Here is a 26,349-nt window from a genome sequence, read left to right as displayed (position 1 = left end):
CGCCTCCGCGGAAAGATTTCGGGTTCGGCGGCCGGCTGGCCCCCGGGGCTTCCCCGGGGGCCATCCGCTCGCGTGGCACGTCCGGCTGCGGCGCGTGCCGTCAGGTGCTCACTTGGTGTCCGGGTTCCACCCGGGGATGGTGCCGTCCGGGGCGGCGTACTTGGCGATCAGGCTGCAGTCCTTGTCCGCGAGCCCCTCGTCGATGAGCTCCTGGAAGCGCTCGGCCACCAGCCGCGCGGCGGGCAGGTTCACGTCCGTCTGCTCACCGGCGGCCAGGGCCAGACCGATGTCCTTGGCGGCGAGCGTGGCCGAGAACGTGGCGTCGAAGTTGTTGTTCGCCGCCGCGGACTCCGTCATCCCGGGCACGGGGTACCAGGTCTGCAGCGCCCACGAGTTGCCGGACGAGACGGATGCGATCTCCCAGAAGACCTTGGGGTCCAGGCCCAGGCGGTCCGCCAGCACAGAGCCCTCCGAACACGCCTCCAGGCAGATGAACAGCATCATGTTGTTCACGATCTTGGCGGCCTGACCCGTGCCCGCGGCCCCGGTGTGCACCACGCGCCCGGCCATGGGCTCCACGACCGTCGCCGCGCGCCGTGCGGGGTCCTCCTCGCCGCCGATCATGAACGTCAGGGTGCCGGCCGCGGCCCCGCTGATGCCGCCGGACACGGGGGCGTCCACGAACGCGAAGCCCGCCTCCGCCGCCGCGCGGTGCAGGTCCTCCGCGGTGGCCACGTCGATGGTGGAGCTGTCCACCAGCAGGGCGTCCTTCGGGGCGAGCGCGAACACACCGTCCTCGCCCAGGTACACGGCGCGGGAGTGCTCGCCCTTGGGGAGCATGGTGATCACCACCTCCGCGCCCTCCAGTGCCTCCTTCATGGTGGCGAAGGTCTGCACGCCGCCCTCGCGGGCCGCGGCCATGGCCGGCTCACTGAGGTCGAAGCCTCGGACGTCGTGGCCGGCCTTCACGAGGTTGGCGGACATCGGTGCGCCCATGTGGCCCAGGCCGATCCAGGTGACGGTGCTCATGAGAAGTGTCCTTTCGTCGTGCATTCCAGGGAGTCGTGGGGTGTGGGCAGGCATGCGACCTCTGCGTCGGGGAAACCGCGCCGACCGGAAGTGCGGGCCCGGCCGGGGTGGTGACGCTGCGGCGTCGTCCCCGGAGGCGGTGCGCTCAGGTGCCGGCGCCGCGTTCGGCGTCCAGGCGGCGGCGGTCCTCGGCGTCGATCGCGTGCAGGGAAATGCCCCTGGTCTCGCGCAGCGTGGCCACGGCGAACAGGGTGATGAGGCACGCGACGGTGATGTAGATGGAGATGGGGACCCACGAGTCGAAGCGGCGCAGCAGCGTCGTCGCGATGATGGGCGCCAGGGAGCCCGCAACGATCGAGGTGACCTGGTAGCCCAGGGAGACCCCCGAGTAGCGCATGCGGGTGGGGAACATCTCGGCCATGATCGCCGGTTGGCCCGCGTACATGAACGCGTGGATCACGAGTCCCAGGACCACGGCGGCGAGGATGATCCACTCGTTCCTCGTGTTGAACATGGGGAAGGCCACGAAGCCCCAGCCGATGGCCAGCACCGCACCGGCGGCGTAGACCGGGCGGCGGCCGATCCGGTCCGTGAACCGGCCCATGAGCGGCACCACGACCACGTGCACCACGTGCGCGATCAGCAGCAGGAGCAGGATGTTGGAGGTGTTCATCTTCAGCTGCGTGGACAGGTACGTGATGGAGAACGTGACCACGATGTAGTAGAGGATGTTCTCCGCGAACCGGATGCCCATGGCTCCGAAGACGCCCCGGGGGTAGCGGCGGAACACCTCGGCCACGCCGTAGGCGGCGCCCTTGGCCTCGATGACCTCCTCCTGGGTCTCGGTGAAGATCGCGGCATCGCTCACGCGCGTGCGGATGTAGTAGCCGATCGCCACGATGAACACGGACAGCCAGAAGCCCACGCGCCAGCCCCAGGAGAGGAACTGCTCCTCGCTCAGGGTGCGGGACAGGATCAGCAGCACGATGGTGGCCAGCAGGTTGCCCAGGGGCACGGCTGCCTGCGGCCAGCTGGCCCAGAACCCGCGCTCCCTGTTGGGGGAGTGCTCCGCGACCAGCAGCACCGCACCGCCCCACTCGCCGCCCACCGCGAAGCCCTGCGCGAAGCGCAGCACCACCAGCAGCGCCGGTGCCCAGTACCCCACCGCGTGGAACGTGGGCAGGCAGCCCATGAGGAACGTGGTGGCGCCCACCAGGACGATGGCCACCTGCAGGAGGTGCTTGCGCCCGAACTTGTCCCCGAAGTGCCCGAACACGATGCCGCCCAGCGGGCGGGCGATGAACCCCACGGCGTAGATCAGGAACGCCTTGATGATCCCGTCCAGCGGGTTGCCGGTGTCCACGAAGAACAGCGGGCCGAACACCAGGGTGGACGCCGTGGCGAAGAGGAAGAACTCGTACCACTCCACCACCGTGCCGGCCATCGATGCGGCCACCACGCGTTTCAGGCCGCTGCGGACCTCGGCGCTGTCGTTGGGGTCCATGTCGACCGGCGGGGTGACGCCGTCCGCTGTGCTCATGTGCGCTCCTCGTGCTGACCGGGTGTGATGCTGATCACGGTCAGTGTGGCACGGGGAGCGCGTGGGGCGCAGCACCTGGGGAAGTGACGCGGGGGCATGTCATCGGGGGTGGGAGGTTTCATCGAGCAGAGCGCACGGGCGGCGCACGACATCGCCGCGCAGGAACCGCGGGCACGCCCGGTTTTTCTTCAGCGGTGCCGACCGCTGCGCACCTGTGCCGCAGCCCGCGCGTCGGAGAGCGGAATCAGCGCACCATGCGGATCTCCCGCAGCTTCTCCAGGGCCGGGTCCACCAGGACGGTGCCGTCCCCGCGGAAGCCGTTGCGCCCGTAGAAGCGGATCGCGCGGGGATTGGCCTCGGCAACCCACAGCTGGGCGGGCCCCTCGCCGAGAACGGCGTCGAGCAGCGCCTGCCCCGCCCCCGTGCCGTGGTGGCCCCGCAGCACGTAGAGCATGCGCAGGGCCAGCTCTCGTGCAGGGTCCTTCTCCTCGGGGCGGCCCGCACCCGCGAACCCCACGATCATCTCGCCCACCTCGGCCACACGCAGCCGGTCACGCGCGGCGGGGTCAGCAAGCAGCTGGGACCACATCCTCTGGCGCGCCTGCCGGGCGGCGTCCCCCAAGAACCGCTCCGGCACGAGCCCTGAGTACGTCTCCCGCCAGGACTGCGTGTGGACGGCCGCGATATCCGGGGCGTCCTCGGGCGCGGGCGCTCGCAGGGTGAAGGGGATCGTGGCCATGCGGGCATTCTGCCCCGTCCTGCTCGCACACGACAGAGGACGATGACGCCGCTACGCCAGGATCGCACGCACTCCCGCCTCGAACTCGGCGTCCATGGTGGCGGTGGGCAGGTCCATCGACTCGCGGGTCTGCTGGGCGGTGACGGAGCCCAGGGTGAAGCGGGTGAGCGTGAGGGCCACCGTCTCGGCGTCCTCCGGACTCCTGCCCCGGCCGGTCAGCGCCGTGACGAGCAGTGGGACGGGCTGCATCCCCAACGGGTCCAGCGCGTGCGCCACGCTCACCACGTCCGCGCCGTCCCGCACGGCGAGCACCGCGGAACGGAACCGGGCGATGAGGAGGAGGGCTGCGGCGTCGTCGTCGGTGTTTCGGGCGGGGCGGACCGAGGGGGTCTCGAGCGGGGCGACCATGCGCTGCGCGAGGACCGCGAGCAGCTCCTGCTTGTTCGCCACGTGCCAGTAGAGCGCCCCGGGCTGGACGCCCAGCTCCTTGGCCAGGCGGCGCATGGAGAGGTCACCGAGCCCGTAGCTCTGCAGGATGTGCCACGCGGCATCCACCACGCGATCGCGGTCCAGTGCCACGGCGTTCCTCCCTGCTCACGTGCCCGGGTGCGGGTCACGCGGAAACTCTACCGAGCGGCGCGTGACGGTCTGCGCGGCCGTGCGCGGCGCCGTCGTCCGCGCATCCGCTGGACCCTGTGGGCACGGGTGACCCGCACCACGAATTGACTTTCCTGAACACCGTTCAATAATTGAACAATGTTCAAGAACCCCGCAGAGCTGGCCGACCGCGTCCTCGCCGGCACCCCCGTGACCCCGGACGAAGCCCTCGAACTGCTGCGCACCGACGACCCCGGCATGCTGGATCTCGTGGCCGCGGCCGCGCGCCTGCGCCGCGAGCACTTCGGCATGACCGTGAAGGTGAACTACCTGGTCAACCTGAAGTCCGGGCTGTGCGCCGAGGACTGCGGCTACTGCTCCCAGCGTCTGAACGCCGGGACGGACATCCTCAAGTACTCGTGGCTGAGCCCCGAGCAGGCCGTGGAGCAGGCCGAGTACGGCATCAAGGGCGGCGCGAGCCGCGTGTGCCTCGTGGCCAGCGGCCGCGGCCCGTCCAACCGCGAGGTGGGCAACGTGACCCGCACGGTCGAGGCGCTCAAGGAGCAGCACCCGGACGTGGAGGTCTGCGCGTGCCTCGGCCTGCTCAAGGACGGCCAGGCGGAAACGCTCAGCGGCGCCGGTGTGGACGCCTACAACCACAACCTCAACACCGCCGAGTCCAACTACGAGTCCATCTGCTCCACCCACACCTACCAGGACCGCGTGGACACCGTGGAGCGCGCCAAGGACGCCGGACTCTCCCCGTGCTCCGGGCTGATCGTGGGCATGCGCGAGACGGACGAGCAGCTCGTCGAGGCGCTGTTCGCACTGCGTGAGCTGGGCTCGGACTCGCTGCCCGTCAACTTCCTCATGCCGTTCGAGGGCACGCCCCTGGCCGGAACGTGGCAGCTCAGCCCGCAGAAGTGCCTGAAGATCCTGGCCGTGGTGCGCTTCGTGTGCCCGGACAAGGAGATCCGCATGGCGGGTGGCCGCGAGATGCACCTGCGCTCGCTGCAGCCCCTGGCCCTGCACGTGGTCAACTCGCTGTTCCTGGGCGACTACCTCACCTCCGAGGGCCAGGCCGCGCAGGCGGACCTGGACATGATCGCGGACGCCGGATTCACGGTTCTGGGCGCCCGTCCGGATGCCGAGCGGGATTTTGACACCGCGCTCGCGGATGCCGCCCACGGGGCCGGTGCGGAGCAGAGCGTGGCGGAGCGGACGACGACGCCGTGCGGCTCCGCGTGCGGTTCGACCGCTGGTCCCGGGGTCGCGGCCGACGGCAGCTCTGCGCCCGGCGGTGAGAACGACCCCTCTGACGGGCCCCACGGCGAGTCTGCCGCGGCAGCCGGCGGCGCCCCCGGGAGCGCTTCCCGCAGCGTTGCAGACCGGGCACTCGAGCGCAGCGCCGTGACGTCGTCCGTGCCGACCGGCACCGGCATGTCACCGGCTCTCGCGGCGCTGCTGGGCTCGGGTGACGGCCCCGAGCGCGACGAGGACGAGACCCGGGTGAGGCTGGAGCTGAGCCCGACCGTGCGGCGTCGTGGGGCCGGCACCTCGGTGGCGCCGAATGCCTGAACCCGGCACGGCGGGGAACACTCCCGCGGGGGAGGGCCTGGCCGCGCGGGACCGCGGGCTGCTGTGGCACCCGTACGCCGCGCTGGACGGGCCCGCCCCCTGCACCGTGCAGGCGGCGGAGGGGGTGACCCTCACCCTCGTGACTCCGGAGGGGCAGACGGTCGAGGCGATCGACGGCATGGCCTCGTGGTGGTGCGCGGTGCACGGCTACCGGAACCCCGAGCTGGACCGCGCGGCCGTGGACCAGATCACGCAGTTCTCCCACGTGATGTTCGGCGGCCTCACGCACCGCCCCGCCGTGGAGCTCGCGGAGTTGCTGGTGGAGGTCACTCCGCCCGAGCTGCAGCACGTGTTCTTCGCGGACTCCGGATCGGTGAGCGTGGAGGTGGCCCTCAAGCTGGCCGTGCAGTGCCAGGCGGCCCGCGGGCGCCCGGAGCGCCGCCGCATCCTCACGGTCCGCGGTGGGTACCACGGGGACACCACCGGTGCGATGAGCGTGTGCGACCCCGAGGGCGGGATGCATGCCGAGTTCTCCGGGCTGGTGGCGGAGCAGCTGTTCGTGGCACCCCCGCCGGCGGCCGCCACCCCGGACGGCAGCGTCTGGGCCTCCGACGACGCCGCCGTCCAGCAGTGGCTCGCGGACGTGCGCACCACGGCGCGGGAGCACCGGGAGGAGCTCGCCGGGATCATCGTGGAACCCGTGCTGCAGGGCGCGGGCGGGATGCGCACGTACGACCCGCGCTGCCTGCGGGTCTTGCGGGAGCTCGCGGACGAGCTGGACTTGGTGTTCATCGTGGACGAGATCGCCACGGGCTTCGGCCGCACCGGGAAGTGGTTTGCGAGTGAGTGGGCGGGCGTGGTCCCGGATGTGATGTGCGTGGGCAAGGCCCTGACCGGCGGGTACATGAGCCTCGCCGCGGTGCTGGTGTCCGAGGCCGTGGGCGCCGTGATCACCGCCTCCGAGCAGCGAGCGCTCATGCACGGCCCCACGTTCATGGCGAATCCGCTCGCGTGCGCGGTGGCCCTGGAGTCCGTGCGGCTGCTCCGGGAGTCGTGGCAGGAGGACGTGGCGCGGCTGGAGACCGCGCTGCGCGAGCTCCTGCCCGTGGCCGCGGACCTTTCCGTGGTCAAGGACGTGCGCGTGATCGGCGGGGTGGGGGTCGTGGAGTTCCACGAGGCACCGGACCCCGCGCTGCTCACGCGCACCGCACTGGAGCAGGGCGTGTGGTTCCGCCCCTTCGGCCGCCTGCTCTACACCATGCCGCCGTACGTGTGCACGGACGAGGAGGTCCGCACGATCGCCTACGCCCTGCTCCGGGCCGCGCAGGAAGTGGAGCTCACGAGCACGGGTCGGGGTGCCGCGCCCCACGCGGTGGATGCGCCGTTGCAGGACGGGGCGGGCGCATGACGGCCCACCGCCCGGACGCGTTCACGACGGCGCCCGCACCCGCCCACTCGATCGCGGGGTTCCGCATGGCCGCGCCGGGGGATGACGCGCCAGTTCCGGAGCACCCGGCCGTCCCCGCCCCAACCGCTGCGGGACCCCTCGACGACTGGCTCCGCGACCGGCGGCAGCGGCGCGAGGAAGCGGGACTGCGGCGTCGGCTGCGGACGCTGCCCGGGGCGTGCGTGGACCTCGCCTCGAACGACTACCTGGGGCTGTCCCGGGACCCGCGCGTGGTGGCGGCGGCGCGCGAGGCGCTGGACGCCCACGGCACGGGATCGCGCGCATCGCGCCTGGTCACAGGGACATTGGGGATCCACGAAGTGCTGGAACGGGAGCTGTGCGAGCTCACCGGCCAGCCCGCCGCCCTCGCGTTCTCCAGCGGCTACGCCGCCAACACGGGGGTGCTCACGGCGCTGGGGGACGCGGACACGCTCATCGTCTCGGACGCCCACGCGCACGCATCCCTGGTGGACGGGGCGCGACTGTCACGTTCCCCGGTGCGGATCGCGCGGCACTCGGACGTGGCCCACGTGGGGCGGTTGCTGGCCAAGCGCTCGGAGGAACGCGCCGCGGTAGTGGTGGAGTCCGTGTACTCGGTGTGGGGCGACCACGCGCCGCTCGTGGAACTGGCCGCGGTCTGCCGCACGGAGAACGCCCTGCTGCTCGTGGACGAGGCCCACGGGATCGGGGTGGCCGGACGCGGCAGGGGCCTGGTGCACGAGGTCGGGCTCGCGGGCGCGCCGCACGTGGCCGTGACCATGACCCTGTCCAAGGCGCTCGGCGCGCAGGGCGGCGCGGTGCTCGGGTCCGAGGCGCTGCGCGAGCACCTGGTCAACACGGCCCGCCCGTTCATCTTCGACACCGCACTCGCACCGACCTCTGCGGCGGCAGCCACCGAGGCCGCGCAGATCATTCGGACGACCCCCGAGCTGACGGACCGGTTGCACGAGCGTGCGCGCTTCGTGGCGGAGACCCTGGACATTGCGCAGGCCCGGGCGGCGGTGCAGTCCGTGCCGGTCGCCACCCCGGAGGCGGCCGTCCGGGCCGCGGAGCAGCTGCGTGCCCGCGGCATCGCGGTGGGATGCTTCCGCCCGCCCTCGGTACCGGACGGCATCAGTCGGCTGCGCATCACGGCACCGGGAAACATGGAACTGCAGGAACTGTCGGACGCGCTGACAAGAATCCGAGAAGTGCTGGCGGGACTGCCCGGGCCCGAACTGCCGGCTCGGTGAACGCTACGAAGCCCTGGCCGTACTGGTGGGTCCGCGGTGCGGGCGCACTGCAGTGAGCGATCGCTCCCCGCGGGTGCCGAACCGCGGCCCCGTCACCCGCGCCCACCCCCACGACAACCACGCAGGAGACCTCATGAACAATCCGCTGGACGGCATCTTCGAGTCCCTCGGGCGCACCGTGCTGGTGACCGGCACGGACACGGACGTGGGCAAGACCTACGCCACGGCAGCGCTGGCGGTGGCCGGGTGGTTCGCGGGGCGCCGCCGGATCGCGGTCTACAAGCCGCAGCAGACGGGCATACGCGGCGACGATCCCGGGGACGTGCACGACGTCGCCCGGCTGGTCCGCGCCGCCGGTGTGCCTTCCGAGGCGCTCACCACCGCGGAGGGGCAGCGACTCACCGAGCCCATGGCACCCCCACCCGCGGCGGCCATCGACGGGGTGGAGCTGCTGTCGATCTCGACCCACGTGGCGAAAATTGTGGAATTACAGGAATCCCACGACCTCGTGCTTGTGGAGGGCAGCGGGGGCGTGCTCGTGGAGCTGGACGGAGAGCGGCACACCATTGCCGATCTGGCGGCGGCGGTGCAGAGTGGTCTGCCCGCCGAGGGCGATACCGACACGACGGTACGTACGGTCCTGGTGGCCCGCCCGGACCTGGGCACCCTGAACCACACGTTGCTGAGCCTGGAGGCCCTGCTGCACCGCGGGGTGCGGGTGGCCGGTGTGGTGCTGGGCAGCTGGCCCGGTGATCCCGACCGGTTGCAGGTCTCCAACCGGGAGTACCTGGCGGACCTGCCGACCATCCATGGACAGCGCATCCCGTTGCTGGGCGCCGTGCCGCAAGGGTGGGGGCACGAGAGCCGCTGATCGTGGGGGAGGTGGGGAGCGGCGTCGTCGGCGGGCGGTGAATGCATGAAGCGGACACCGCGAGCGGCGAACTACCCTGTCCCCCCCCCGAGCCCACCCGAAGATCAAGTGCAGAATTTGCCGGATCTGGCGCTCGGAGCGGCACATTCTGCACTTAGTCCTGGGCGGCGGCGCCACGGAACCCCTCGCCCCGAGTGACTCGGGACGTGGGGCTCGAGCCGCAGGAAGCGGGGCGCCCGGGCCGCAGGGAGCGGGGCGGCACGGGCAGGGGCCCACCCAGCAGCGCGGTCCCGCCCTCAGGCCTCCGCCACGGTGGCGCCGTAGAGGTGCTCGAACCTCCGATGGACACCGCGGTAGTGCTCCTGCGCCGCCTCGCGCGGGGAGTACGTTCCCGCGGGCTCCGGATCTGCGCGCTCCACGTCCGGCGCCAAGGACTCCAGCATGAGCAGCGCGTTGCCCCGGCACGTGGAGCGCTTCATGGTCTGGTGGATCACCGGGGTCTCCAGGTAGTCGCCCAGGATCTGCAGCCACGAGGGCAACTCCTGGGTCACCCGCCCCGCGGCGATGACCCGCTCCACGTGCGGGGCGGCCTGCTCCAGCTCGTCCGCGACCCTCCGGTAGGACCCGGCGATGCCCTCGAGCATCCCGCGGGCCATGGCCCGGCAGTCCGTGGCGGCGGAGACGTCCGAGAACACCGCCCGGGCGCTGCCGGCCCACCCCGTGGAACGCTCGCCGGTGAGGAACGGCAGCACGCCGGGGGTCTCGGAGCTCACGGGGGCGGCCGCGATCCCGTTCAGCACCTCGGTGTCCAGGGCGAACGTGCCCTGCAGCCAGCTCACCGCGCGCCCCACGTCGTTGAGCGCACCACCCAGCAGACACCGGGAGGAGTCGATGCGGTAGCACCACAGCCCCGGCGGGATGTCCTGCGGGCGGTGGTGCAGCAGCACGCGCATCGCCCCGGAGGTGGCCGCGGAAGCCACGATGGTGCGCTCGTCCGTGCCACCCACCCCGATGTTCGCGCACAGCCCGTCCGCCACGGGCGCGAACCAGCGCGCCTCGGAGAGCCCCTGCCAGCGGGCCGTGCGCTCGGGGTCCACGTCCGGCAGGGACTCGTGGGGTTCCAGGATCGGGGACAGCTTCTCCTCGGTGATCCCCGCGATCCGGAGCATCCGCGGGTCCCAGTTGCCCGAGCGCCGGTTCAGCAGCCCCGTCCACGCAGCGGTCGCGGTGCCCGCGGCGGTGGTCCCGAGCAGCCGCAGCCACACGTACTCGCCGATGCTCAGCCACCGCTCCGCGGCCTCGAAGTCCTCCGGCCGGGTCTCACGCAGCCACCGGAAGCGCGGCGCCAGGTAGCTCGTGTGCAGCCGCGCGCCCATCTTCTGCTGCACCTCGAGCTCGTCCAGCTCCTCCCGCAGCTCCGCGAGCTGCGGCGCGCACCGGGAGTCCGCGTACGTGAAGCACTCGGTCACCGCATTCCCCTGGGCGTCCACGCCCACCAGGGAGGACGCAAAGGAGTCCAGGCCGACGCCGCCCACCCGCCCCGCGAGCTCCGCCCGGTCGCACACGCGGTCCAGGATCTGGGCGATCTCCTCGACCACCCGGTCCGGGTCCATCACGGAGGTGCCGTCCCCCGCCGTGGTGAAAGAGTGCTCCACCTTGTCCCGGTAGTGGCGCACGGGCGTCCCGGTGGCGTCGTACAGGGAGCCGCGCGTGGCGGTGGAGCCGATGTCCAGGGTCATCACCAGCGGGTCGCGGGCGTCCTCGAGGTCCACGGCGAAGCCCGCGTGGTCGTCCGGGCGGGGTGTCTTCTTGTGCTTGCCCATGTCTTTCCTGCTCCTGCGCAGTCGTGTGCCCCCGAAGGGGCGTGCCGTCCGTCCAGTCTAGGAACGGGTGCCGGGGGCGCCGCGCCACGGGGCACGACGCCGCTCGGAGGCTCCCGCGGGCGGGGCGCCTTCGCAGCCCCTGGGGCGGGAACGCCTGAGGTGCGGTTCTGCCCCGGATTTCACGAAAATTCCGGGTAGAACTGCACCTCAGACGCTGCGGACCGAGGCACAGGGGAGCAGCCTGCTCAGCGGGGCGGTTGAACGGCGGAGAACGGTGAGGCGGGGCGGGGAGACGGCCGTGCGGCGTCGTCGGCGGGAGGAACGGTGCCTTTGACCGAAGTTCGGAATGTGAGACCCGTGCCCGGAATGTGAAACCCACCCCGGGGCCGCGCGTAGGCTGGGACGCAACACGTGTGCCGGGGCAGGGCTGGAAAGTGACGGCCCGCCCCGGCACTGTCTTTCGGGAAGGAACCACAGTGCCGCAGCTGCGTTCAGCAACGTCCACCACCGGCCGCAACATGGCGGGAGCGCGCGCCCTCTGGCGTGCCACGGGCATGGGGAGCGAGGACTTCGGCAAGCCGATCGTGGCGATCGCGAACTCGTTCACGCAGTTCGTCCCGGGTCACGTGCACCTCAAGAACATGGGGGACCTGGTGGCGTCCGCGGTCCAGGAGGCCGGGGGTGTGGCCAAGGAGTTCAACACCATCGCGGTGGACGACGGCATCGCCATGGGCCACGACGGCATGCTGTACTCGCTGCCCTCGCGGGACATCATCGCGGACTCCGTGGAGTACATGGTCAACGCCCACTGCGCGGACGCGCTGGTGTGCATCTCCAACTGCGACAAGATCACCCCGGGCATGCTCATGGCGGCGCTGCGGCTGAACATCCCCGTGGTGTTCGTCTCCGGCGGGCCCATGGAGTCCGGCGAGGGCGTGGAGGGCGTGGTGGAGCACCGCGTGGACCTGGTGGACGCCATGTCCCTGGCCGTGGACGAGTCCGTCACGGACGCCCAGCTGGCCCAGATCGAGGAGAACGCGTGCCCCACGTGCGGCTCGTGCTCCGGGATGTTCACCGCCAACTCCATGAACTGCCTCACCGAGGCACTGGGCCTCTCCCTGCCCGGCAACGGCACCACGCTGGCCACCCACGTCAACCGCAAGCGGCTGTTCCTGGAGGCCGGGCGCCGTGCGGTGGAGTCGGCCAAGAAGTACTACGAGCAGGACGACGAGTCCGTGCTGCCCCGCAGCATCGCCACCAAGGCCGCGTTCGAGAACGCCATGGCCCTGGACATCGCGATGGGCGGCTCCACCAACACCGTGCTGCACATCCTGGCCGCCGCGCAGGAGGCGGAGGTGGACTTCACCCTCTCGGACATCGACGCCCTCTCCCGCCGCGTGCCGTGCCTGGCGAAGGTGGCGCCGAACTCCACGAAGTTCCACATCGAGCACGTGCACCGCGCCGGCGGCATCCCCGCCATCCTGGGTGAGCTGCGCCGCGGGGGACTGCTCAACGAGGACGTCCACACCGTGCACTCCCAGACCATGGGCGAGTGGCTGGACGAGTGGGACATCCGCTCGGGCAGGGCGTCCGACGCCGCCCGCGACTTCTTCCTCGCGGCTCCCGGCGGGGTGCGCACCACCCAGGCGTTCTCACAGGCCAACGAGTACGAGGACCACGACGTGGACGCCGCCGAGGGCTGCATCCGCTCCGTGGCGCACGCCTACACCGCGGAGGGCGGGCTGTGCGTGCTGTTCGGCAACATCGCCGAGGACGGCGCGATCATCAAGACCGCGGGCATCGACCCGGAGCTGTTCCACTTCACGGGCCGCGCGTTCGTGGTGGAGTCCCAGGACGAGGCCGTGCACGAGATCCTCTCCAAGAACGTGACGGAGGGGGACATCGTCGTCATTGCGTACGAGGGCCCCAAGGGCGGACCCGGGATGCAGGAGATGCTGTACCCCACCAGCTACCTCAAGGGTCTGGGACTGGGCAAGAAGTGCGCGCTCATCACGGACGGCCGCTTCTCGGGGGGCACCTCGGGGCTGTCCATCGGGCACATCTCCCCGGAGGCCGCCGCGGGCGGGGCCGTGGGCCTCATCGAGCACGGGGACGAGATCGAGATCAACGTGGAGAAGCGTGTCCTGCGCGTCAACGTGGACGACGCCGAGCTCGCGCGCCGTCGCCAGGAGAAGGGGGACGCCCCCTGGAAGCCCACCCGGCCGCGTGAGCGGAAGGTCTCCAAGGCCCTGCGGGCGTACGCCTCCATGGTGACCAGCGCGGACAAGGGTGCGGTGCGGGTGGTCGAGGACTGAGCCCGCACGACGTCTGGAGGCAATGACCTGGCCCGGGTGGGAATCGGATACTGTGTCCTGAATTGGTGCGACAGCACACACTTTTCCTCGTTCCCACCCGGGCCACGTGCTCACCGCACGCATGGATCCGGGTGCTCCCCTTAGATCCCGGAGTCATTCATGGAAGCACTGACAGCGCTCGTCGGAACGGCGGGTGAGTACGTCTGGTACGTGGTCTTCGCCGTCCTCATCGGCGTGGGCCTGTACCTGACCATCCGCACGAGGGCCATCCAGCTGCGCGGCATCCCGGAGATGTTCCGGGTCCTCACCGACCCCGCGGGTGAGGAGGACGGCCGCAAGGGCATCTCCTCGTTCCGCGCGTTCACCGTGTCCGCCGCGGCCCGCGTGGGCACCGGCAACATCGCCGGCGTGGCCATCGCCATCAGCCTGGGCGGCCCGGGTGCCGTGTTCTGGATGTGGATCATTGCCGCCATCGGCGCCGCCAGCGCCTTCGTGGAGTCCCTGCTGGGTCAGCTCTACAAGGTGAAGACGGCGGACGGCTACGTGGGCGGCCCCGCCTACTACATGGAGCGCGGGCTCAACAAGCGCTGGATGGGCCTGCTGTTCGCGGTCATCATCACCGTGACCTACGGCTTCGTGTTCAACTCCGTGCAGTCCAACTCGATCGTGGACGCGGTGAGCGGCTCCTTCAACGTGGACATCTCCGACGGTCAGGGCCTCTGGATGCGCGTGGTCCTCGGCCTGGCCCTCGTGGCCATCACCGCTCTCGTGATCTTCGGGGGCATCCGCTCCATCTCGGCCGTGACCCAGATCCTGGTCCCCGTCATGGCCGTTCTGTACCTGGCCCTCGGGCTGCTCGTGGTGGTCCTGAACATCACCGAGATCCCCGCCATGTTCGGGATGATCATCCAGGGTGCCTTCGGCATCCGGGAGTTCATCACGGGCGGTCTGATCGGCGTGATCATCCAGGGGATGAAGCGCGGGCTGTTCTCCAACGAGGCCGGCATGGGCTCAGCCCCCAACGCCGGCGCCACCGCGTCCATCTCCCACCCCGCGAAGCAGGGTTTCGTGCAGTCCCTGGGCGTCTTCTTCGACACCATGCTCGTGTGCTCCATCACCGCGTTCATCGTGCTGCTGTCCAACCCCACGTTCGGCGACCAGCGCCAGGGCGCGTCCCTCACGCAGACCGCGCTGGGCATGCAGCTCGGGGACTGGTCCGTGCACTTCCTGACCGTGGCGATCTTCCTCTTCGGGTGGTCCTCGGTGATCGGCAACTACTACTACGGCGAGTCCAACATCCGCTTCATGACGCAGTCCCGCGTGACCATGGGCGTGTACCGCTTCGCGGTGCTGGTCTGCGTGTTCATGGGCGCGGTGCTCGCCCTGGACCTCGTGTGGTCGCTGGCGGACCTGTTCATGGCCTTCATGGCCACGCTGAACCTCATTGCGCTGGTCATGCTCGCGGGTGTGGCCGCCAAGGTGCTGCAGAACTACATGGAGCAGCGCAGGGCCGGTGTGGAGCCCGTGTTCAAGGCGGGCGACGTCCCGGGGCTGCACGGCCTCTCCGCGTGGGACGGCACGGACACCGTGACCCTGCCCATCTTCTGGGAGCAGCGCGACCGGGACAGGAAGACCGCGCGCGGCTGATCCCACCCCGCCCGCGGGCAGCGGTTCTCGTCCCCGGCGGACGACGCCGCCCGCTCGCCCCATGAGGGAACCCCCGGCTCCTGCCGGGGGTTCCGTCATCTCGCGCTCACCGCGGCGGGATCCTCACCGATCGCCGGGAGACTCCCGACCGCGACGTAGAACCTCGTCGCGGCACCGGGGCCTGCCGCTCGTACCGCCGGACGCGGCCACGGGGCACCGGTTGGCACGCGGTGGGCACACGGCGTCGGCGGGGTCACGGCCGGGGCGACCGGGCGGCGTCGTTCAGGAGGACTGCCCGCCCTGACCGAGGTCGCGCTTGACCTGGGTCTCGATGGCGCCGGTCAGCGCGTCGTCGTCCGCGGGGGAGTCCTGCGTGGCGTCCCGGAGCTGGTTCTCGTTGTACTCGGAGAACTCCTTGCTGTCGTCGCCGCGCTTGGTGAGCAGCGCCCGGATGCGGGTGCGGCGCCCGGACTCGGCGCTGATCTCCGAGCGGTTGCGGAACCACCAGACGAACATGACGACCACCAGGATCATGCCCACGTACCCGATGGCCGGGTAGACCACGCTCATGAGCGTGCCGAAGCCCACCAGGCTGACCGCGTACCCCACAGCGCACAGGCCCAGGAACACGGGCAGGTAGCGCTTGCGGTGGTTCACGGTCACCCGCCGGCCCAGCGCGTAGAACATGCTGATGCAGGTGTTGTAGATCATCAGGAATGTCACGAACACCATGGCGATCGCGGCCACGGGGTGGATGGTCTCGAAGAGCTGGAGCATGGGGACGTCCGCCTCGCCCACGGCCTCGAAGTTCACCAGCAGCGCGAAGGCGTTCATGAGCAGCAGCACCGTGTAGACCACGCCACCCAGCAGACCGCCGCGGCCCGCGTCACGCGGGTCCAGGGTGTTGCCGCCGATCATTAGCGACATGGACACCCCGAGCATCAGCGCCATGCACGTGTAGTTCACGGCGGACAGCCACCACGGGCTCACGGGGGAGTCCGCCTGGACGGCGAGCTCGCTGACGGCGCCCAGGTCCACGGGCAGCTTGGTGAGGGCGTACCCGAAGGCCACGATCACGGCCACGAAGATCACCGGGGTGACCGCGGAGATGATGTTGGTGACCTTGTTGACGTCCAGCAGGCCGGTGAGCATCACGATGCCCACCATGACGGCCGAGCCGATCCAGGCCGGCAGGCCGAACTGCTGCTCCAGGGTGGAACCGGCACCCGCGAGCATCACGATGCCCATGGCCAGCAGGGTCAGCGAGACCGAGATGTCCAGGAAGCGGGAGACCACCGGCGCGGACACCGACCGGAAGACCCGCAGGTGCTCGTCGGCCATGAAGTAGCTGCCGATGTTGATGATCACGGCACCCGCCGTGATCATCAGGATCCCGGCGACGAGCGCACCGGCCAGTCCCCACACCCCGAACGAGATGAAGTACTGGATGACCTCCTGGCCGGTGGCGAAGCCTGCGCCCACCATGAGGCCGATGAAGGCCAGGGCGACTTGCAAGGTTTTCTTGGCGGACACGGGAGCGGCTCCTCGGTCGTGGCGGGATGACGTGGCGGGTGCGCGCCGACGCGCGACGGTGTACCCGGCCAAGCATAGAGAACGCCGCCTCCGTGCTTCCCGTCACCCCGGGCAGCCGGTGGCATACTCGATGCGGCGCCCGTGATCCTCGGGCCCGTGAACCGTGCGAGATGCGCGAAGGGAGCCCCCGTGGCGGAGAAGTGGGAGACGGACCTGGCGGCATGGACGGCCGGGTGGGCCGCGATCCGGGAGGACGCCCCGCAGCCGTCCGTGCAGGCGTGGAACGGCTCGGTCCCACCCGGTGGGAACGCCGTGCTCGTGTGCCCGCCGGACCGGGTGACCGGTGCCCGTGAGGCCCTCGCCGCGGCGGGCAGGACGGTGACCGCCACCGAGGTGCTGCTGGCCGGGGCCGTCCAGGATCTCGACCGGGGGCTGAGTTTCCCCGGGGACGCCGGGATGTTCGACGCGCCGATGGGCGGCTACTCCCGCTTCGAGGTGGACGAGTGGGGCCGGCCCGTGGCCCATGCCGCACTGTCCGTGCAGGGCGAGGTGGCCTTCATGGGACCGCTCTCCGTGGCCGCCACCACGGACCGGGACCCCGCGGAGGTCCTGGATCCCCTGGTCTCCGCCATGGCCAACGAGGCGTTCCTGGCGGACGCCGAGCGCCTCTACACCGTGGTCCCCGAGGAGGACGTGCCCGGTCGCGAGTCGCAGGGATGGCGGCGCGTGGCGTTCGTGCTGCACCTGGCGTAGCACCGCGCCGGGGGCGGGAGCTGAAGGTTAGCCTTGCCTTATCCAATTCTGCAACGCAGAATTGACGTAAGAGGGCATGACAGGGCTCGGAGGTGATCTCCGGACGCCCGCGCGAACCGAGGGGCCACACCATGAAGCGGAGCAAGCGGGAGAGCAGTGCGCCGTCGTGCGCCACCCTGTGCGACGTGAAGCCCGGCGAGGACGCCTGCATCACGCTCGTGGAGGGCGCCCTGGATCCCGTGGTGCGCCGTCGCCTGGGGGCACTCGGCTTCCGCGAGGGCGAGCAGGTCACGTGCCTGCGGCGCGCGCCCATGGGCAGCCCCATCCTGTTCCGCGTGTGCGGCGCCGAGGTGTGCCTGCGCAAGGAGCAGGCCCGCTCCGTCCGCGTCGCTGAGCAGACTCCGGAACCGGTGGCAGCGGCGTCGTGAGCTGCCACGGCTCCACCGAGAGCGGCGTGGGGGTCCTCGAGGGCACCGTGGAGGTTGCGCTGCTCGGGTCCCCGAACACCGGCAAGTCCTCTCTCTTCAACAGACTCACGGGCCTGTCCGCGGCCACGGGCAACTATCCCGGCGTCACGGTGACCCGCTCCAGGGGCACTGCCAGGACGCCGTCGGGTTCCGTGACGGTCACGGACCTGCCGGGAACCTACTCCCTGGAGCCGGCCAGCCCGGACGAGGAAGTGGTCCTGGACCACCTGGAGGGCCGGCTGGAGAGCGACGCCGCCCCGGACGCCCTGCTCGTGGTCCTGGACTCCACCACGCTCTTCCGCTCCCTCGGGCTCTGCGCCGAGGCGCTCGCCCTGGGGCACCCCACGGCCGTGGTCCTCACCATGGTGGACGAGCTGCGGGCACGCGGCGGGGACGTGGACGTCACCGCGCTGTCCCGGGCGCTGGGCGTGCCGGTGGTCGAGACCGTGGCGCACAGGGGCCGGGGCATCGAGGACGTCCGCGAGCTGCTGGACGCCGCCGCGTCCTGGCCCGTGGCGCTCATCCCACCCCCGTGCGACGACGACGCGCAGCTGCGCGGCTGGATCCGCTCCGTCCTCGACTCGGCGCGGTACCGGGTTCCGGGGTCCTCCGTGGCGACCTCCAGGATCGACCGCGTGCTGCTCCACCCGGTGTGGGGATCGCTCGTGTTCCTGGCCGTGATGTTCGGCTTCTTTCAGGTGATCTTCACCGTGGCGGCGCCCATCCAGGACGCCGTCCAGGGGGTGTTCGACCACTGGGGTGAGCTGGCGGCCACGAACCTCGGATCGGGGTTCTTCGCGGATTTCGTGGGCACCGCGTTGATCGGCGGCGTGGGCGGTGTGCTCGTGTTCCTCCCGCAGATCATGCTGCTGTACCTGATGATCTCCGTCCTGGAGGCCGTGGGGTACATGTCCCGTGCGGCCTTCCTCATGGATCGCATCATGGCCCGCAGCGGACTGGACGGGCGCGCCTTCGTGGCCATGCTCTCCTCCACGGCCTGCGCGGTCCCGGGGATCATGGCCACGCGCACCATGCCGTCCTCCCGGGACCGGATCGCCACGATCATGTCCGCACCGCTCATGACGTGCTCGGCCCGGCTGCCGGTGTACCTGGTGCTCATCGCGCTGCTGGTGCCCGACGACGCCCGGCTGGGCCCGTTCTCGATGCAGGGCGCGGCGCTGTTCGCCATGTACCTGCTGGGCGGGCTGGCCTCCCTCACGGTGGCCCGCGTCTTCAAGGCCACCCTGCTGCGCCGCGGTGCGCTGCCGTTCTACCTGGAGATGCCCCCGTACCGGCTCCCCACACTCCGCGGGATCCTGCGTGCCGTATGGGTTCCGGTGTGGATGTTCGTGCGCAAGGTGGGCACCATCATCCTGGTGGTCACGGCAGTGCTGTGGGTGCTCATCAACTTCCCCGCCCGTGAAGCGGAGACGGCGCGCATGGACGAGGCCGCGGCACAGTCCTACGTCATGGAGAACTCGTTCGCCGGAGCCGCTGGCAAGGCCGTGGAGCCGGTGTTCGAGCCGCTCGGCTTCGACTGGCGGGTGGACATCGGCCTCATCGGCTCCTTCGCGGCCCGGGAGGTCTTCGTCTCCACCATGGGACAGGTTGCGGCCGCCGAGGACCCGGAGGACCCGGGGGACGCCCTGCGGCAGCTGACCCACACCCACGGTCCCCACCAGGGTGCCCAGGTGTTCACGGCGCCCACCATCGTGGCCCTCATGCTGTTCTTCGCGTTCGCCATGCAGTGCGTGTCCACCCTGGCGACCATGCGCCGGGAGACCAACTCGTGGAAGTGGCCCGCCCTGGCGGTCGCCTACATGTTCGTCCTGGCATACGGCACCGCGTGGCTCGGCCACTGGATCACAGGCCTCGTGATCTCGTGAACCCGGCAGGTACCGCCCTCCACCCCGAGGTGCAGAAGGACCGTGCGGTGGCGCGGTGGATCCTGACGGGGCGCTCCGACTCCTTCGCGGACGCGTCGGAGCACCCCGGTGAGGCGCTGGCCCGCCTGCTCGCCGAGGACGTCCTCGTCGCGGTGGCCGGTGGCGTGGGCTGGATCGACACCACGCTGGCCCCGGGTCGCACCTGGCAGGAAGCCGCGGGCGAGGTGCGATCGGCCGTCACGGAGCACGTGGCCGGTGCCGTGCCGCACGAGCTCACCACCGAGGACTTGCGCCGGCTGGCCCACACGGTGCTGAAGCGTGACGTCGCGCCCATTGCGGGTGCCCACGGCGGGCGCATCGAGATCTCCGCGGTGGAGGGGCACACCGTGACCGTGGTGCTGGAGGGCGCGTGCCACGGCTGCCCCGCCGCGAAGACCACTCTCCAGGACCGGTTCCGGACGGCCCTGCGGCAGTGGGACCCGCAGGCGGACGTGGTGGAGGCGGGCCGCTCGGCAGCCACGGCGGCACCGACGGGTGGTCGGTCCTGGCTGCCGTTCCCGGGCCGCATCCGCCGAGCGCGCGACGCCTGAGGGCACCCGGGGTCGCCGCTCAGGGGCACCCTGCCGGTGGCCGCGCGCCCGGATGCCCTGGTGGCGGCTACTCCCCGGGCGCCGGCCCCTGCGGCGCAGGGTACCGGTCCGGGAACTTCCGGTGCAGGTTCTCCCGTGTCACCGCGGTGAGGTTCTGCAGCGGCAGTCCGGCCGGGCACACCTCCGTGCAGTCGCCCAGCAGGGAGCACGGCCCGAACTCCTGGTCCGCGGCGTCCAGGACCTTGGCGGCGCGCTCGTCCCGTTCCTCGGGGGTTCTGGCCAGCGGGGGCAGGTGCTTGAGCATGGTGCCCACGAACAGCTGCCCGGAGCCGTTGGGGCACGCCGCGATGCATGCCCCGCAGCTGATGCACCCGGCCGTGTTGAGTGCCTTCATGGCCACCGGGAACTTCGCCTCCTTGGAGACCCGGCGCAGGGACTTCTTCTCCACGGAGAGGTCCTTCTTCACCGGCAGCGCCCCCGCGCGCATGGGCTCGACGAAGATCTCGTCCCCGTCCCGGTAGGCATGCAGGGATTGCATGCACGACGCCCTGTTGCGGTCCGGTCCGTGGGGTACGCCGTCCACGGTCACGCCGCACTTGCCGCAGATGCCCTCGCGGCAGCCGTCGTCGAAGCTCACGGGCTCGTCCCCCTGGCGTTCCAGGGTCTCGTTGACGGCGTCCAGCAGCTCCAGGACGCTCATGTCCTCCGTGGCCTGCACGGGGTGGACGGTCTCGAACCCGCCCGGCTCCTCGGCGGCCGCCTGGCGCCACACGTGAACGGTCAGCAGCATCAGCGCACCACCTTGATCTGTACGGCCAGCGGAATACTCAGGTTGCCCAGGGCCACGACGGCGCCCACAGCCTTGGCGGCCACGTCCACCTGCCGCACGCGCTGGGCGGTGCCGGTGAGCCCGGTGTCCAGCGCAGCCGTGTGCAGGCCGTGGACCATGTGACCGGCCAGCGCCGCCATCGACGCCGCGTAGAACGCCGCAGTCACGGGCCGGGAGAGGCTGCCCACCAGGTTTCCGTACGCGTCACCGTGCTCGAAGGACCGTGACGCCGCCGGTCGCGTCCCCGTGGTCAGGTCCAACACGTGGTAGGTCACGAACAGCCCGAGGACCGCGCCCGTGGAGCGCATGGAGCGGGCGACGATCTGCGGGACGGAGCGGCGTCGTCCGCGGGGGCGCGTGCGGGGCGCACGGGCGTCGAACGAGTCGGGCAGCAGGGCACCGTCGAACGCCGCGCGGCGGTACGCGAGGGGTGCCTCGGTGCGGGGCACGAACACGCGGGGCCGGGGCAGGTTGCGCGCGAGCGTGACGAGCCGCCGGGTGGTCTGCCGCGCGACGTCGCCCACCGTGCGGCCCTCGGCCCGCAGGGAGCGCAGGGTCAGCTCGGTGCCGGCCGCCACGTGCACGGCCGTGCTCGCGAGCAGTCCCGCCCGGGCAACCCAGAGCAGGGTGTTGGGCGGCAGCACCGGGGCGCCCGCGCCGCGCAGCAGCAGCGCGTACCGGTTGTACCGCTCCCTGCCCGCGTACACCTGCATGTTGCCCGCCATGTGACCCACCGTGAACACGCTGAGCACGGTGCCGGAGGCCGCCATCGCGAGCTTCAGGTCCGGGCTCGACGCCGCTCCCAGGCTCCGCCGCCACGCGTTCGCGGCCGCCGGGGCGGCGTGGTCCGCGCCGTTGGAGGACCGGCCGGGGGTTGTCACGGTTCCCGGTGACGCCGCGGTCCGGGACGCGGGAGTGCGCTCGCGCGATGGCTGGGTGGCGGGATTCATCACTGGGCAATCCTAGGAGCTTCCGGCGCCCGGATCAGTTTCCGGGGTCACACGCGGTCATGGCCCGTGCGCTCACCCCGGAAGCCGTCGGCGCGGCCCGGCGGGCCGCTGCAGGAGGGGCCGCCGGGCGACGGGCCGGACCGCGGGGCGGGAGGCCGGGACGTCCGGACACGGGAAACGGCAGGGCCCACCGGGTTGCCGGGGCGGGACCTGCCGCTCGGTGGTGCGGGCCGGGGGCGATGAGCATCCCCCAGCCCGCTGCGCCCGGAGCTCAGGCCGGGGGCGCGAACAGCTGGAGGTCGTTGCCCTCGCTGTCCTTGAACGGCGCGATCCGGCCCCACGGGTGGTCGCTGATCTCACCGGTCATGGTGACGCCCGCGTTCTTCAGCCGCGCGTACTCGTCGTCGATGGAGTCCTCCGGGGTGAAGCTGATGACCGCCCCACCGTCCACGGTGTGGGCGGTCTCCCGGGCGTTGAGTCCGATCCGCAGCTCGCCCTGGGTCACCTCCGACCAGTCGGTGTCCTGCTTCTCCACCGTCAGGCCGAGGGTGTCCCGGTAGAACGCCAGGGCCCGGTCCATGTCCTCCACCGGAACCCACACTGCTGCAATGCCGTATGCCATGTCCTGTCCTTTCATCGGGGATGAGGCCAGTGAAACAGGCTGCCCACGGGGTGACAACCAGGCCGGCAAACTCATGTGACGGACCGATTCTGCACCGGCCGCGTCCGTGTGTGACGGTGGTGGCATGCAGTCCGGATACGACCACCACGCCCAGGACTACGAGCGGGCGTTCCCCGCGGCCTTCCGCGGCCCCTGGGAGCGCCACGCGGTGGGGGCCTTCGCGGAACACGTCGTCAGGAGCGGCCTGCCCGGGACCGTGGTGGACGTGGGGTGCGGCACAGGACACGTCACGGCGGAGCTGGCCGCGCGCGGTCTGCCCGTGGTGGGGGTGGACCCGTCCGAGTCCATGCTGGCCATCGCCCGTGCATCCCACCCGGACGTGAGGTTCGAACCGGGGGATGCGAATCCGGAGTCGTGGGGTGCGGCGCTCGAGGCCGAGGCCCCCGAGGCCCCCGTGGCCGCGGTGCTGGCGCGGTACAGCCTCAGCCACGTGCCCCCGGAGCGCGTGCCGGGCATCCTCGCGTCCTGGGCGGATCGGCTGCCCGTGGGCGGTGCTGTCCTGGTGGCGTTCCAGGCCGTGGACGGCGGGCGTGCGGTGGTCTCCTTCGACCACGCGGTGGCCCCCGCCTGGCGGTGGAGCCCCGAGGTCGTTGCGGACCACCTGACGCGGGCGGGCTTCGCCGAGGTGTGGCGCACCGTCAGCCGCTCGGACGCCGAGCACCGCTTCCCGGAGTGCCACCTGCTGGCGGTCAAGGACGCCGCCGGGGCGCCGCCCGTCCCGGTGAGCCGGGGCTGTTCGGTGGACGGGTGCTGATCCGGCCCTAGGTGGCAGCGGACACGGGGCCGACACCGCGGACGGATGACCGGGCACGGAGGGAGCAGGGATGAGCAGGACGACCAAGGAGTGGGGTGTCCTGGTGGAGCTCTGCCTGGTTCTGGCAGGGATCCCGCTCTCCGTGCTGGCACCCCAGGTGCTGTGGCAGGTCCTCGGGGAGCACCAGGGCGTGGGTCCGGCAAGGTTGCTCGTGCAGTTCCTGGCGGTGTGCGTGGTCGTGGTGGCCCTCATGCTGGTCGACACCCTGCTGGATGTCTTGCTCTTTGTCCTGACTCGAAACCGGGTGGCCACCCAGATCTGCTCGGGCGCAGTCGTCGTGGGCGTGATCGCCGCGCTGTTCTCCGTCTGGGTGCCGTGGTCCGTGGGGCTCGTGCTGGTCAGCGTGCTGTCCGCCCTGGTGCTGCTGCTCTTTTCGAAGCTCACCGCGGCGCGCTACAAGACTCTGGTGGAGCACGAGGACCGTGCGAACAGACCTTGAGGCTCATGTGTGCAGGGGTGGTGCCGTCCAATCTCACGCGCTGTGATGTGTGGCACCCCAGCTTCTGCGGAAGTAGCCTGGGCCGGACGTGTGGCGAGGATTCCCCGCGGAGGGGCCTGGCGAGGTGGTTCACGGGGTGGTCCTGGCAGTCGGTCATTTCCCGGCGCAGGCAATGCGGGGCCAACACTTTTTCAGGAAACGGGAGAGAGCAAATGGGGCCGAGGACTTCGAGAGGATGGCCGCGTGTAGAGAATTACATTGCCTGGGTCACCATCCTGCTGGTGGGGATCAGCATCACCGGGAGTGATCTCAGGTTCGGCGCCTTTGTCCTTGGCCACTCCTTGTGGCTGGGCATCAGCATCTCTGCGCTCGGCCTCGGCGGGTTGGTTGTCCGCGTTCGACGGGATGTCAGGGCATCGCGGCAGGCGCCGGCCGACTAGACGGATCTGCCTGGTAATCGGCGCAGCTGCCGGGCGAAGCGGGACCCCGCCGACCACACCCAGGTTGCTCCCCGGCTGCCAGGCGGGCGACGGCGAGGTGCGCCTTCCCGCGATAAACGGTTCGAGGCCTGCAGCCACCGGGGCCAGTCAACGAGCACTCAGTGCGACGCATGGTCCACCTGGGTGCCATTCCGCCGCACCCGGCCGTCTCGGGCCTAGTCCCCCACCGCTCCATCGATCGCCTCCCGCAGCAGGTCGGCGTGGCCGCAGTGGCGGGCGTACTCCTCGATCATGTGGGTGACGACCCAGCGTGCGTTCATGTCACCGCGGACGGGACGCCCCACCTGGCTGTCCAGCGGGTTGGAGTGCTCCGCGGCGAAAAGGCCCCACTGCTGCCGGGACGTGTCCACGGCGGACGACCACAGGGCCCGCAGCTCATCCGCACTGTTCTCGGGAGCGGAGTTCCAGTCCCAGTCCGGGTCCCTCTCCCACTGCACGGCGTCCCACGGGGAACACGGTTCTCGTCCGCTCAGCACGTGGCAGAACCAGTGGTCCTCCACGTACGCCAGGTGCTTCAGCATGCCGCCCAGCATCATGGGGGTGGGCAGCGGGCGCTCACGCAGCTGCTCGGTGCTCAGCCCGTCCGTCTTCCACGCGATCGTGGCGCGCAGGTGGTCCAGGAAACCGAACAGTATGGTGAGCTCGTCCGCGCGCTGAGGGGGTTCCGGACGGCCGTGCTCGTCCACGCCGGGTGATGTCATGTGGATCACACTAGTCCTCGGCAGAATCCGGGGCGCGGAGCACCGAGCGGGCGACGCCGCCGTCGGCGGGGTTCCGTGCCATGCGGTCTCGCCGGGGCGCGGGCCGCACCGGGGCCGCACCCGCCCATGCATTCCGCACGAAAAGTTACCCGTGGGTTGCGTAACCTCCGCGAGCCGGTGCGCATCGCTGTGATGCGGCCTACAGTGATGATGTAGCCCACACGTGAAGTGCACGTACGGATCCACTACGAAGGAGTAGTCATGAAGGTTTTCGGTCACGCAGAACCCGGCGCCCCCGCGGAGGAGATCGAGCTGGAGAAGCCCCAGCTCACGGGTTCCGAGGTGCTGGTCCGCGTCACGAACTCGGGGGTGTGCCACTCGGATGTCCACTGCCAGGACGGGTACTTCGACCTGGGCAGCGCGGGGCGTCGCGAGCTGACCGCCTCGGGCGCGCAGTACCCGGTGGTGCTGGGCCACGAGATCGTGGGCGAGGTGGTGGAGGTGGGCCCGGAGGCCACGGTGCAGCCGGGGGACACCAAGTACATCGTCTACCCCTGGGTCGGCTGCGGTGAGTGCCAAGCCTGCCAGGAGGACCGCGAGAACTACTGCAGCGGCGCCAAGCGCAACCTCTCGGTGGCGCTCAACGGCGGTTACGCGGAGGAGGTCCTGGTTCCCGGGGACCGCTACCTGGTGCCGCTGGGGGACATCGACCCGTCCTTCGGTGCCACGCTGGCCTGCTCCGGGCTGACGTCCTACTCGGCCATCCAGAAGATCATGCCGGTCCCCGCGGACAAGCCCGTTGCCGTGATCGGCGCCGGTGGTGTGGGGCTCATGACCATTGCGCTGCTGAAGGCGCTGGGCCATGAGAACATCGTGGCGGTGGACATGAGCGAGAAGGCTCTGGAGAACGCCACCGCAATGGGTGCGACGGCCACCGTGGTCGCGGGTGGCGAGGCCCCCCACAAGGACATCGTGGCGGCGGGCGGTGAGAAGATCGCCGCGGCCATCGACCTGGTCAACAACGGGGACACCTCCAGCGCCGCACTGTTCGCCATGGCCAACGGCGGCACCCTGGTGAGCGTGGGCCTGTTCGGTGGCCAGTTCACGTTCCCCACCGCCCTCGTGGCGTTCAACCTGCTGAACATCCGCGGCAACTTCGTGGGGAGCCTGCCCGAGCTCAAGGAGCTCGTGAAGCTCGCCCAGGACACTGATCTGCCCAAGCCCCCCATCACGGAGGTGCCGCTCACCGCTCAGGAGGTCAACGCCGCCCTGGACGGGCTGCGCAACCGCACCCTCAACGGCCGCGCGGTGCTCGTCGCGTCCTGATCTCGCGCACCGGCCACGCGCCGCGCACGACGACGCCGTCGTCGCCCCGATCTCGCGGGGC

At 70.9% G+C, this 26,349-nt stretch carries 23 protein-coding genes; 13 read left to right on the top strand and 10 right to left on the bottom strand.

Going from position 1 to position 26,349, the window contains the following annotated elements; all coding sequences use genetic code 11:
• Positions 1-108 precede the first annotated feature (108 nt).
• The 4 genes from mmsB to C1C97_RS06685 form a co-directional block, all read right to left on the bottom strand.
• Complete coding sequence (gene mmsB / locus C1C97_RS06700; protein ID WP_110920346.1) at positions 109-1,029, bottom strand: 3-hydroxyisobutyrate dehydrogenase; 921 nt, start codon at positions 1,027-1,029, stop codon at positions 109-111.
• Positions 1,030-1,174: 145 nt separating this feature from the next.
• Complete coding sequence (locus C1C97_RS06695) at positions 1,175-2,533, bottom strand: MFS transporter (RefSeq protein ID WP_110920349.1); 1,359 nt, start codon at positions 2,531-2,533, stop codon at positions 1,175-1,177.
• A 280-nt stretch (positions 2,534-2,813) separates the two neighbouring features.
• Positions 2,814-3,308 (bottom strand): GNAT family N-acetyltransferase, encoded by a 495-nt coding sequence (locus tag C1C97_RS06690; protein ID WP_121030792.1) that lies wholly within the window; start codon positions 3,306-3,308, stop codon positions 2,814-2,816.
• A gap of 51 nt (positions 3,309-3,359) precedes the next feature.
• Positions 3,360-3,887, bottom strand: a complete 528-nt coding sequence (locus C1C97_RS06685; RefSeq protein ID WP_110920799.1) for a TetR family transcriptional regulator — start codon at positions 3,885-3,887, stop codon at positions 3,360-3,362.
• 177 nt (positions 3,888-4,064) lie between these two features.
• On the opposite strand from C1C97_RS06685, the gene bioB reads away from it, so the two are divergent.
• From bioB to bioD, 4 genes are all read left to right on the top strand, one after another.
• Complete coding sequence (bioB, locus tag C1C97_RS06680; protein WP_110920798.1) at positions 4,065-5,483, top strand: biotin synthase BioB; 1,419 nt, start codon at positions 4,065-4,067, stop codon at positions 5,481-5,483.
• Positions 5,476-6,891, top strand: coding sequence for an adenosylmethionine--8-amino-7-oxononanoate transaminase (gene bioA, locus C1C97_RS06675; RefSeq protein WP_121030790.1), 1,416 nt, complete (start codon positions 5,476-5,478; stop codon positions 6,889-6,891). Before bioB ends, bioA begins: the two co-directional genes overlap by 8 nt.
• A 65-nt stretch (positions 6,892-6,956) precedes the next feature.
• Positions 6,957-8,162: an 8-amino-7-oxononanoate synthase gene (locus C1C97_RS06670; RefSeq protein ID WP_121031409.1), complete on the top strand. Its 1,206-nt coding sequence runs from the start codon at positions 6,957-6,959 to the stop codon at positions 8,160-8,162.
• Between the two features lie 133 nt (positions 8,163-8,295).
• Positions 8,296-9,033: a dethiobiotin synthase gene (gene bioD / locus C1C97_RS06665; protein ID WP_121030788.1), complete on the top strand. Its 738-nt coding sequence runs from the start codon at positions 8,296-8,298 to the stop codon at positions 9,031-9,033.
• Positions 9,034-9,329: 296 nt separating this feature from the next.
• On the opposite strand, the gene C1C97_RS06660 is transcribed toward bioD, so the two are convergent.
• Positions 9,330-10,856, bottom strand: coding sequence for a gluconokinase (locus C1C97_RS06660; RefSeq protein WP_121030786.1), 1,527 nt, complete (start codon positions 10,854-10,856; stop codon positions 9,330-9,332).
• 476 nt (positions 10,857-11,332) lie between these two features.
• Between C1C97_RS06660 and ilvD the strand changes: the two genes are divergently transcribed.
• Together ilvD and C1C97_RS06650 are read left to right on the top strand one after the other, a co-directional pair.
• Complete coding sequence (ilvD, locus tag C1C97_RS06655; protein ID WP_121030784.1) at positions 11,333-13,171, top strand: dihydroxy-acid dehydratase; 1,839 nt, start codon at positions 11,333-11,335, stop codon at positions 13,169-13,171.
• Between the two features lie 159 nt (positions 13,172-13,330).
• Positions 13,331-14,818, top strand: a complete 1,488-nt coding sequence (locus tag C1C97_RS06650) for an alanine/glycine:cation symporter family protein (RefSeq protein ID WP_121030782.1) — start codon at positions 13,331-13,333, stop codon at positions 14,816-14,818.
• Between the two features lie 282 nt (positions 14,819-15,100).
• On the opposite strand, the gene C1C97_RS06645 is transcribed toward C1C97_RS06650, so the two are convergent.
• Positions 15,101-16,351 (bottom strand): YkvI family membrane protein, encoded by a 1,251-nt coding sequence (locus C1C97_RS06645; RefSeq protein WP_110919562.1) that lies wholly within the window; start codon positions 16,349-16,351, stop codon positions 15,101-15,103.
• A 189-nt stretch (positions 16,352-16,540) separates the two neighbouring features.
• Between C1C97_RS06645 and C1C97_RS06640 the strand changes: the two genes are divergently transcribed.
• The 4 genes from C1C97_RS06640 (at position 16,541) to C1C97_RS06625 (ending at position 20,047) form a co-directional block, all read left to right on the top strand.
• Positions 16,541-17,104 carry a hypothetical protein gene (locus C1C97_RS06640; RefSeq protein ID WP_110919561.1) on the top strand — a complete coding sequence of 188 codons (564 nt, stop codon included), beginning with the start codon at positions 16,541-16,543 and terminating at the stop codon, positions 17,102-17,104.
• Between the two features lie 131 nt (positions 17,105-17,235).
• Positions 17,236-17,532: a FeoA family protein gene (locus C1C97_RS06635; protein WP_110919567.1), complete on the top strand. Its 297-nt coding sequence runs from the start codon at positions 17,236-17,238 to the stop codon at positions 17,530-17,532.
• Positions 17,529-19,457 (top strand): ferrous iron transporter B, encoded by a 1,929-nt coding sequence (feoB, locus tag C1C97_RS06630; protein WP_199712207.1) that lies wholly within the window; start codon positions 17,529-17,531, stop codon positions 19,455-19,457. Before C1C97_RS06635 ends, feoB begins: the two co-directional genes overlap by 4 nt.
• Positions 19,454-20,047, top strand: coding sequence for a NifU family protein (locus C1C97_RS06625; RefSeq protein ID WP_121030781.1), 594 nt, complete (start codon positions 19,454-19,456; stop codon positions 20,045-20,047). Before feoB ends, C1C97_RS06625 begins: the two co-directional genes overlap by 4 nt.
• A 67-nt stretch (positions 20,048-20,114) precedes the next feature.
• Here the strand turns inward: C1C97_RS06625 and C1C97_RS06620 are convergent, their stop codons facing one another.
• The 3 genes from C1C97_RS06620 to C1C97_RS06610 all read right to left on the bottom strand — a co-directional run bounded on the left by C1C97_RS06620 (position 20,115) and on the right by C1C97_RS06610 (position 22,448).
• Positions 20,115-20,837 carry a succinate dehydrogenase/fumarate reductase iron-sulfur subunit gene (locus C1C97_RS06620; protein ID WP_121030779.1) on the bottom strand — a complete coding sequence of 241 codons (723 nt, stop codon included), beginning with the start codon at positions 20,835-20,837 and terminating at the stop codon, positions 20,115-20,117.
• Entirely contained in the window at positions 20,837-21,757 is a 921-nt protein-coding gene (locus C1C97_RS06615; RefSeq protein ID WP_233542787.1) for a hypothetical protein, read from the bottom strand. Before C1C97_RS06615 ends, C1C97_RS06620 begins: the two co-directional genes overlap by 1 nt.
• 340 nt (positions 21,758-22,097) lie before the next feature.
• Positions 22,098-22,448 (bottom strand): VOC family protein, encoded by a 351-nt coding sequence (locus tag C1C97_RS06610; RefSeq protein WP_121030775.1) that lies wholly within the window; start codon positions 22,446-22,448, stop codon positions 22,098-22,100.
• Positions 22,449-22,572: 124 nt separating this feature from the next.
• Between C1C97_RS06610 and C1C97_RS06605 the strand changes: the two genes are divergently transcribed.
• Positions 22,573-23,262 carry a class I SAM-dependent methyltransferase gene (locus C1C97_RS06605; protein ID WP_121030773.1) on the top strand — a complete coding sequence of 230 codons (690 nt, stop codon included), beginning with the start codon at positions 22,573-22,575 and terminating at the stop codon, positions 23,260-23,262.
• A 70-nt stretch (positions 23,263-23,332) separates the two neighbouring features.
• A complete protein-coding gene (locus C1C97_RS06600) occupies positions 23,333-23,761 on the top strand; it encodes a hypothetical protein (RefSeq protein ID WP_110919555.1) in 429 nt (142 codons plus the stop codon).
• A gap of 655 nt (positions 23,762-24,416) precedes the next feature.
• On the opposite strand, the gene C1C97_RS06590 is transcribed toward C1C97_RS06600, so the two are convergent.
• Positions 24,417-24,962, bottom strand: a complete 546-nt coding sequence (locus C1C97_RS06590; protein ID WP_199712206.1) for a DinB family protein — start codon at positions 24,960-24,962, stop codon at positions 24,417-24,419.
• Positions 24,963-25,223: 261 nt separating this feature from the next.
• On the opposite strand from C1C97_RS06590, the gene C1C97_RS06585 reads away from it, so the two are divergent.
• Positions 25,224-26,288, top strand: coding sequence for an alcohol dehydrogenase (locus tag C1C97_RS06585; protein WP_110919552.1), 1,065 nt, complete (start codon positions 25,224-25,226; stop codon positions 26,286-26,288).
• Positions 26,289-26,349: the final 61 nt, after the last annotated feature.

Source organism: Kocuria tytonis (genome assembly GCF_003226895.2).
Taxonomy (GTDB): domain Bacteria; phylum Actinomycetota; class Actinomycetes; order Actinomycetales; family Micrococcaceae; genus Kocuria; species Kocuria tytonis.
This window is presented reverse-complemented; position numbering and strand designations above follow the sequence as displayed.

Excerpts from the sequence above, each read along its gene's own strand:
- mmsB (WP_110920346.1), bottom strand. The coding sequence starts at position 1,029 with ATGAGCACCGTCACCTGGATCGGCCTGGGCCACATGGGCGCACCGATG.
- C1C97_RS06695 (WP_110920349.1), bottom strand. The coding sequence starts at position 2,533 with ATGGACCCCAACGACAGCGCCGAGGTCCGCAGCGGCCTGAAACGCGTG.
- C1C97_RS06690 (WP_121030792.1), bottom strand. The coding sequence starts at position 3,308 with ATGGCCACGATCCCCTTCACCCTGCGAGCGCCCGCGCCCGAGGACGCC.
- bioB (WP_110920798.1), top strand. The coding sequence starts at position 4,065 with ATGTTCAAGAACCCCGCAGAGCTGGCCGACCGCGTCCTCGCCGGCACC.
- bioA (WP_121030790.1), top strand. The coding sequence starts at position 5,476 with ATGCCTGAACCCGGCACGGCGGGGAACACTCCCGCGGGGGAGGGCCTG.
- C1C97_RS06670 (WP_121031409.1), top strand. The coding sequence starts at position 6,957 with ATGGCCGCGCCGGGGGATGACGCGCCAGTTCCGGAGCACCCGGCCGTC.
- bioD (WP_121030788.1), top strand. The coding sequence starts at position 8,296 with ATGAACAATCCGCTGGACGGCATCTTCGAGTCCCTCGGGCGCACCGTG.
- C1C97_RS06660 (WP_121030786.1), bottom strand. The coding sequence starts at position 10,856 with ATGGGCAAGCACAAGAAGACACCCCGCCCGGACGACCACGCGGGCTTC.
- C1C97_RS06650 (WP_121030782.1), top strand. The coding sequence starts at position 13,331 with ATGGAAGCACTGACAGCGCTCGTCGGAACGGCGGGTGAGTACGTCTGG.
- C1C97_RS06635 (WP_110919567.1), top strand. The coding sequence starts at position 17,236 with ATGAAGCGGAGCAAGCGGGAGAGCAGTGCGCCGTCGTGCGCCACCCTG.
- C1C97_RS06620 (WP_121030779.1), bottom strand. The coding sequence starts at position 20,837 with ATGCTGCTGACCGTTCACGTGTGGCGCCAGGCGGCCGCCGAGGAGCCG.
- C1C97_RS06610 (WP_121030775.1), bottom strand. The coding sequence starts at position 22,448 with ATGGCATACGGCATTGCAGCAGTGTGGGTTCCGGTGGAGGACATGGAC.
- C1C97_RS06605 (WP_121030773.1), top strand. The coding sequence starts at position 22,573 with ATGCAGTCCGGATACGACCACCACGCCCAGGACTACGAGCGGGCGTTC.
- C1C97_RS06600 (WP_110919555.1), top strand. The coding sequence starts at position 23,333 with ATGAGCAGGACGACCAAGGAGTGGGGTGTCCTGGTGGAGCTCTGCCTG.
- C1C97_RS06590 (WP_199712206.1), bottom strand. The coding sequence starts at position 24,962 with ATGACATCACCCGGCGTGGACGAGCACGGCCGTCCGGAACCCCCTCAG.
- C1C97_RS06585 (WP_110919552.1), top strand. The coding sequence starts at position 25,224 with ATGAAGGTTTTCGGTCACGCAGAACCCGGCGCCCCCGCGGAGGAGATC.